This window comes from Xenorhabdus sp. KJ12.1 (assembly GCF_963876495.1).
Taxonomy (GTDB): Bacteria; Pseudomonadota; Gammaproteobacteria; order Enterobacterales; family Enterobacteriaceae; genus Xenorhabdus; species Xenorhabdus stockiae.
In genome coordinates this window covers 1-5,966 of the sequence record NZ_CAWNQH010000109.1, presented here as the reverse complement: position 1 = coordinate 5,966, position 5,966 = coordinate 1, and the positions used below count along the sequence as shown (strand labels likewise).

The window sequence follows — 5,966 nt, the reverse complement described above, 5'->3', positions numbered from 1 at the left end:
ATTCATCACAGCATTGCGCCAGAACTGGTAAGCCACACACCAGCGTTCCAGTACCACAAGATCCGTGACACACAGTAATCCCTGTGCGCATAATTCCTTGCTGGTCAGCGCCCACATCACCCCGGCCAACGACATTTCACCTTCGGCAAACCAATCCGGCGGTGAAACGCTCGTCAACGGGATAAACGTCGGTTCATCCCGGTTCAGCTTGCGTTTTCCCGGATTGCCGGCCAGTACCTTGCGTGCCGTCGGCTTGGGGCGACGACCTGACTTGCCCGCCGTTCCGGCCATACACAGCACCTCCCGTACTTAAAAACAGTGAAAAACGCGTGATTTAAATTTCATTTTTCGCGGGGATAAAAAAAGACCCACGGTGGCGGTCCTTGGGAGCGAGAGGGGCAGCGATTTGACCCGCCCTCTCCCTATCACGATGACATGAGCAATGGTTACACTCAGAAATTAATCTCTTCGTAATCGCTCGGTCGCGGTCTTCTGCCGATGGCAGGCTTCACACAACAATTGCAGGTTGTTTAATGCATCGGTGCCACCGTGGGCTTTGGGTTGGATATGGTCAACGGTCGAGCCGGCGACCACTCGTCCCTGCCGTAAGCAGTGCTGGCACAGAAAGTTATCCCGTTGTTTGACTCGCGTCTTTAGCTTATCCCATTGATTACCATAACCGCGTTGGTGTCGGCTCTTGCCCTGTTGGTGATATTGCCATCCCGTGTGGAGATGGTCAGTGCAGTAGCCACTACGGTCGGTAGTGGTCTTCGGGCAACCTGACTTGCGACAGGCGCGAGGAATGCGAGGTGGCATGTTCTGGTCTCCATATAGCAAAAAACCACCCGAAGGTGGTTTGGTTTACTTTGATAATTCATTTAATTTTAAACTTATTTTATTTTTCAGTTTATCTGTTTCCAATATGAAGCATTTATATATTTCAGATGAATCATCTTTAATTTTGAGATTTTCTAATACCAGACTAATATCATTTTCGAACTCAGGGAAATAAGTTTTAGCAATAAATTCAAATTCTATGTAGTCGAATTCATGTTTTGTTGGTAATTCATCAATTGATTCATACCCCAGCCGATGACTTCCCCATTGAACAAATGAATAGAGTAAGATAATGAGCTTTTCGCCTTTTTCTAATAAACATCCCCGCCGCAAGCAGCGGGGTATTCCGATATGAAATCACCCGCTTCGCATCGTTCAACTCTTGCTCGTCGCAAGCGACGGGGAATTAAACCCTGAGAGATTAAAAGTTTTTTACTGTCTTTTTCTCTTTCATGTTTGAGTTGCTTATTAAAACGACGTTCATTCCAACAATTCGTAAACCAAGCAATGAGTAAAGAAAAAACACTAGCTAAAAATGCGCTGACTACTGGTATCCATATTGCGTTCATATAATCACTCCAATGTTGAACAAACATGCATAGTATATTTAATCAGCACTTAGCATTCTTTACATTGTGTGTTACATACTCTATTTCATCATATTAAACTCGCCTGTTTGATATCCCCCCCACACTTTCAAGTACCGGAGCAGTATCAAAACAGATATAAAATTCTGCACAAGACACTCCGCAAATACCCTGTTCAGTATTTGCTGTCTCTCCTACTATCACATCACTTCGTCTGCCTACAGGGAATATTGCTGACAATGACCCATATTATTCAGTGGAATGGGTTATTTTTGATTCTGCCTATACGCCCAATGTTAAAGAAATATGCCTTAGCTAATACCGACAAACGATGATAACACGACGCAAAGGGAGTATCGGTATTGCAATTCCTGTCAAAATAAAGAAATTGTCACCGTTACTTTAACTTCATTAAGTGATTTATCTCAAATTTTAATATGTTAAAAATAGGTAAATTTGTTCTTCCATTTCTAAGACTATTTGCAAACAAGGAGTCTGTATGAGTTTTCGTTCGTGTATAGAAAAGATTGAAGATTTATTTGAAAAAGTACCTAAATTTGCCAGTAGAGGCAGCGCGATAATGACTAATCTTGCAAGTTATTCAGTCGTAAATGGACTGGTTGGCTTCTTTGCTCTAAGAGCACTTTGCAAATACTCGCAATATGAAGTGGTTATAGGATCTATGGTAAGTTTTTTGGTTGCTTTCCTATTTGCACTCTTCTTATTAGATACCTTTTCGAATCACATACCATTGAAAGAAATCAGTGGAAAAATTAAATCAGTACCGGTTAGATGCTTCCTATACTTCATTTTTGTCGCAATTGGCATATTGATCAATTTTACATACACTGCGGGAATTTATATTTCATTATTCAATTTTTCTTCACAAGTATTAACATGTAATCCATAAAGATAGTTTGCACAAAAAACCATGTGTCATCTGAATATTAATTCATTTCTGTACACCCACTATTACAAGACGGACAGGGATTAAGTTCGTTTGTTTCAGTCATTATTTTTTCTCCCACATTCAATATTCACATAATCCTGCAAATAGCTTAATTTTGTTCGATCGTTGATGATGCCTTCTCGGATATCGAGAACAGTTGATCCAGCTTCTCCAATGAGTTCGACGGAGGTTGGAGTGCCCATGCTGCCGGAGGCAGTGGTTTCTGACACAGGGCAGCTGGCTTGGATGCGCAACTTGCGACGGCCAGCGGCAACATCAGCCTGAAGAGTGTCGATTTCAGTCTTGGCATTGGCAAGTTCCTGAGTGTGTTTGCTATCCAGTTCATGCAGCATGTCAATATGCGTATTCTGGTAGTTAATAGTGTCAGTCAGTTGCTGAATTTCCGTTATCTGCTCGCTATTAATGCCGAGCTGTTTCTTATAGCCAGAGCGGTATAAGAAGGCTGCGGCTGAAGCAATAGTCAATGCAATAACAATGCCGGAGGTAAAATTGAGCTTCATAATAAAAACATCTGGCGCTCAGATGTCCTGCGATTATCCAGCCCACGCATAACCTTGCCTGCTGCTTTATTCCAGCGGGAAAACTCTGCTGCTGCGCCGGTGTAATCACTTTGATTGAGTTTCTTCAATAAAGTGGAACCCGAAAAGTTACCGCTACCACAATTGAAGATAAACGAGCACAAGGCATCGAACTGGCTTTGACTCAAAGGAACTTTAACCAATCTTCTTAAGGTGGTGTATACAGGTTGGAGATCATCATGCAGAAATGCTTCGGCCTGCTGCTCTGTAATCACATCCCCTTTTCTAACCCCTTTTATATGGCCATAACCAATGGTCCACGGAATACCACCGGTTGCGGGATCAGGGTAGGCTTTCAATTTCAGGCCTTCATATTGTTTGATGCACTCAAGGCCTTTATCGCTGATTTCCATCAGAAGATGCTCCCGTTCTTTTCTCTGCCGCTTTACGCAACCATTGGCCGATAAAGTCCGTCCCTAAATAACCAATCATCACACTGCTGATATAGGCTAAATCAGGACTCAGACCAAACAGATTTAATACATCACGAATAAACCAAGCGAACATGGCACATATAAAGGCATCGATAGAGACTTTTAACCAGCCGACACCATTATAACGACCTCGGAGAAAGGCCATTATCCCGGCGAGGGTTGCCCCAATGCCTTGCTCTTTTATCGAGATAAACCAGTCACCGATGTGTACCCAAATATAAGGATTTTCCTTCATCTGCATATTCCACCATTAGAGCAATTGATACCCGTGGGGGAAATAAGTTCCCCCACTGTGAGTTACAGTTAATAGAATAAAGTTGCCTGATATAGTTCAGGCAGACTGTTCCGTACAAACCAGAACCGTTCAACAGCATGTTATAAAATACGAATCTCAATAGGAGATATTGAAATTCTGGTAGAGATTGTGGTGGCAAAAATGAAAAAGCCACACTGGATGAAACATAGTCTTGAATTTAAAGTGCATCGGTTTGAATTAATACCAGTTACAGTAGAAACGCTTGGTTTCACCTGTTTTCATTAATATTTCGCTTAATTTTTTCCCATCCTTTTTGGCTTGATCAAAAGTATATAAAAATCCGTAATTGGTATCTGTGTTCTCATTACCCCATAGGGATCCAACCCCAAGATCATAGGTTGTGTTGTTAACTTTGATATAAAGATTCTTCTTAAATAACTCTTCCACTTTTTGAGAGTTAGATTTATCAAAAGACACAGAAAAATGAATATAAGTTTTAGCAGAATGGAATATTAAAGCATTTTTAATATCTGTCTTATTTTTGATAATTGTTAGAACCCCCATGGATTTGTAAGACATATCACTTATTCTATTTTCACCCAAATATCCATAATACTTAGATTCTTTGTCAAAGGCTGAGTTAAGATCGAAAACTAACATATCATCTGACTCAGATTCAGGCTTTGCCTTATCTTCCACAAGCACCCAATCACACGCCATCATATCTTCCTGCGTTGGTTGCCACGGCACAAAATTACCGTGTTCATTGCGCAGATCAATATGCGTCAAATAATCATATTTAGTCCCAACAGCAACGCCATCAACGGCATAAGCGCTATCTTTTTCCACGGCTAAATTATTGACACGTGGAGTGATAGCCAGATACATCTCATTATTCCCTTGGCAATTCACCCAAACAGAACGGGTAACGCGCTTGCGTAGTTTTAATTGAATCAAAGCCCAAGAAAAAGAACCTACCGGTGCAATAAAACAATCACAGTGATATTGTTTTGGATCAAAGGGGCATTCATGTTCAGGCTTAATAAATTCAGACATACTATTTCCTTATATTTATAAATAATGGGAAGTTAAATTTAATCTTTAATTTCCGCCTGCTGTTAAACAGGATGAATATATTAATAAATTCTTATGATTGAATATATCGATTCGCCTTGTGTAGTCATTTTTACAATCCACTGAAATCCATTTCATTTATTTGTAAATAATTTGATTTCCTGCTCCGTCTGCTTAAACCGACCCTCTTCCAGCTCCACGCCCAACACACGACGATTCAGTTTTAACGCGGCTTTCAGTGTCGCCCCAGAGCCCATAAAGAAATCGGCCACCAGCTCCCCTTCCCGGCTGCTGGACTGGATAATATGCGCCATTAAATCAGCGGGTTTTTCGCAAGGATGCTTGCCCGGATAATACTGCACCGGCGCAAAATGCCAGACATCGGTATAAGGCACGTCTGCCGTCACCGTAAACGAGCGGCGCATTAAACCGTATTCCTGCCGCAATTCATCATACTGACGCGACAGGGTTAAATGAAACTCCACCAGCTCAGGATACGGCGTATTCAGTTCACCGCGCTGATGCTTTTCTTTGGCGATACGGTCAAACAGTCCCTGCAACTTTTGGTAGTCCGTTTCACTGGGTAACTGCCACTGGCTATCGCTGAACCAGTGACTGGCCATCTGCTTTCCGGTGGCTTTGTGTATGGCTTTTGCTGTGATGCCTAACGCTTTTCGGGCATCCCGAAAATAATCCACCAGCGGTTTAAACACCGACTGTTTCAGTTCTCGGCATTGTTTGAAATAGCCATCGCCTTTCGGTTGGTATGGCCCTTGGTAATGTTCGGCAAAAATAATACGTTCTGTGGCCGGAAAATACATGCGCAGGCTTTCTTTATGCTGCCTGCGCCACGGGCCGGATGGTTTCGCCCAGATAATCTGGTTCAGCACGTTAAACCGTTCCCGCACCAGCAATTCCGTATCCGAGGCCAGACGCGAACCACAAAACATGTACAGGCTGCCGTTCGGTTTCAGTATCCGCCAGAACTCAGCCAACAGTTCATCCAGCCACGCAAGGTAAGCCGTGACGTCCTCCCACTGGTTATCCCAGTGACAGTCTTTCACGCGAAAGTACGGCGGGTCTGTGGCAATTAAGTCAATGCAGTTATCCGGCAGGGTTTTGATAAATTTCAGGGAGTCATCGTTGACTAAGGTGACAGGGCGTAAATCCATCCGCTTTTTTCCTCTCGACGCTGACTGTTCTCAGGAAAACGACAACACGAAAAGCCGG

8 protein-coding genes and 1 pseudogene are annotated in these 5,966 nt (G+C 42.7%); 1 reads left to right on the top strand and 8 read right to left on the bottom strand.

All coding sequences use genetic code 11. The annotated features are described in order from the left end of the window. The 3 genes and pseudogenes from AACS92_RS18795 to AACS92_RS18785 all read right to left on the bottom strand — a co-directional run. Positions 1–291 (bottom strand): annotated as a pseudogene (locus AACS92_RS18795) (phage terminase small subunit P27 family); the annotation flags it as partial. A 168-nt stretch (positions 292–459) separates the two neighbouring features. Then, a complete protein-coding gene (locus AACS92_RS18790; protein WP_099111942.1) occupies positions 460–816 on the bottom strand; it encodes an HNH endonuclease in 357 nt (118 codons plus the stop codon). 332 nt (positions 817–1,148) lie between these two features. Then, positions 1,149–1,406, bottom strand: coding sequence for a hypothetical protein (locus AACS92_RS18785; protein WP_099111940.1), 258 nt, complete (start codon positions 1,404–1,406; stop codon positions 1,149–1,151). Between the two features lie 517 nt (positions 1,407–1,923). On the opposite strand from AACS92_RS18785, the gene AACS92_RS18780 reads away from it, so the two are divergent. Next, on the top strand, positions 1,924–2,334 hold the full coding sequence (locus tag AACS92_RS18780) for a hypothetical protein (RefSeq protein WP_099111939.1): 411 nt from the start codon (positions 1,924–1,926) through the stop codon (positions 2,332–2,334). A 95-nt stretch (positions 2,335–2,429) separates the two neighbouring features. On the opposite strand, the gene AACS92_RS18775 is transcribed toward AACS92_RS18780, so the two are convergent. The 5 genes from AACS92_RS18775 to AACS92_RS18755 all read right to left on the bottom strand — a co-directional run bounded on the left by AACS92_RS18775 (position 2,430) and on the right by AACS92_RS18755 (position 5,908). Continuing rightward, positions 2,430–2,894, bottom strand: coding sequence for a lysis protein (locus AACS92_RS18775; RefSeq protein ID WP_099111938.1), 465 nt, complete (start codon positions 2,892–2,894; stop codon positions 2,430–2,432). Next, entirely contained in the window at positions 2,891–3,325 is a 435-nt protein-coding gene (locus AACS92_RS18770; RefSeq protein WP_099111937.1) for a lysozyme, read from the bottom strand. Before AACS92_RS18770 ends, AACS92_RS18775 begins: the two co-directional genes overlap by 4 nt. Then, positions 3,309–3,641 (bottom strand): phage holin, lambda family, encoded by a 333-nt coding sequence (locus tag AACS92_RS18765; protein WP_099111943.1) that lies wholly within the window; start codon positions 3,639–3,641, stop codon positions 3,309–3,311. The genes AACS92_RS18770 and AACS92_RS18765 overlap by 17 nt, the downstream gene beginning before the upstream one ends. Positions 3,642–3,899: 258 nt before the next feature. Beyond that, complete coding sequence (locus AACS92_RS18760) at positions 3,900–4,718, bottom strand: DUF2829 domain-containing protein (RefSeq protein ID WP_099111936.1); 819 nt, start codon at positions 4,716–4,718, stop codon at positions 3,900–3,902. A 152-nt stretch (positions 4,719–4,870) separates the two neighbouring features. After that, a complete protein-coding gene (locus AACS92_RS18755) occupies positions 4,871–5,908 on the bottom strand; it encodes a DNA-methyltransferase (RefSeq protein WP_099111935.1) in 1,038 nt (345 codons plus the stop codon). Between the last annotated feature and the right edge of the window lie 58 nt (positions 5,909–5,966).

Coding starts and splice junctions, on each gene's coding strand:
- AACS92_RS18770 (WP_099111937.1), bottom strand. CDS start 3,325: ATGGAAATCAGCGATAAAGGCCTTGAGTGCATCAAACAATATGAAGGC.
- AACS92_RS18790 (WP_099111942.1), bottom strand. CDS start 816: ATGCCACCTCGCATTCCTCGCGCCTGTCGCAAGTCAGGTTGCCCGAAG.
- AACS92_RS18760 (WP_099111936.1), bottom strand. CDS start 4,718: ATGTCTGAATTTATTAAGCCTGAACATGAATGCCCCTTTGATCCAAAA.
- AACS92_RS18755 (WP_099111935.1), bottom strand. CDS start 5,908: ATGGATTTACGCCCTGTCACCTTAGTCAACGATGACTCCCTGAAATTT.
- AACS92_RS18780 (WP_099111939.1), top strand. CDS start 1,924: ATGAGTTTTCGTTCGTGTATAGAAAAGATTGAAGATTTATTTGAAAAA.
- AACS92_RS18775 (WP_099111938.1), bottom strand. CDS start 2,894: ATGAAGCTCAATTTTACCTCCGGCATTGTTATTGCATTGACTATTGCT.
- AACS92_RS18765 (WP_099111943.1), bottom strand. CDS start 3,641: ATGAAGGAAAATCCTTATATTTGGGTACACATCGGTGACTGGTTTATC.
- AACS92_RS18785 (WP_099111940.1), bottom strand. CDS start 1,406: ATGAACGCAATATGGATACCAGTAGTCAGCGCATTTTTAGCTAGTGTT.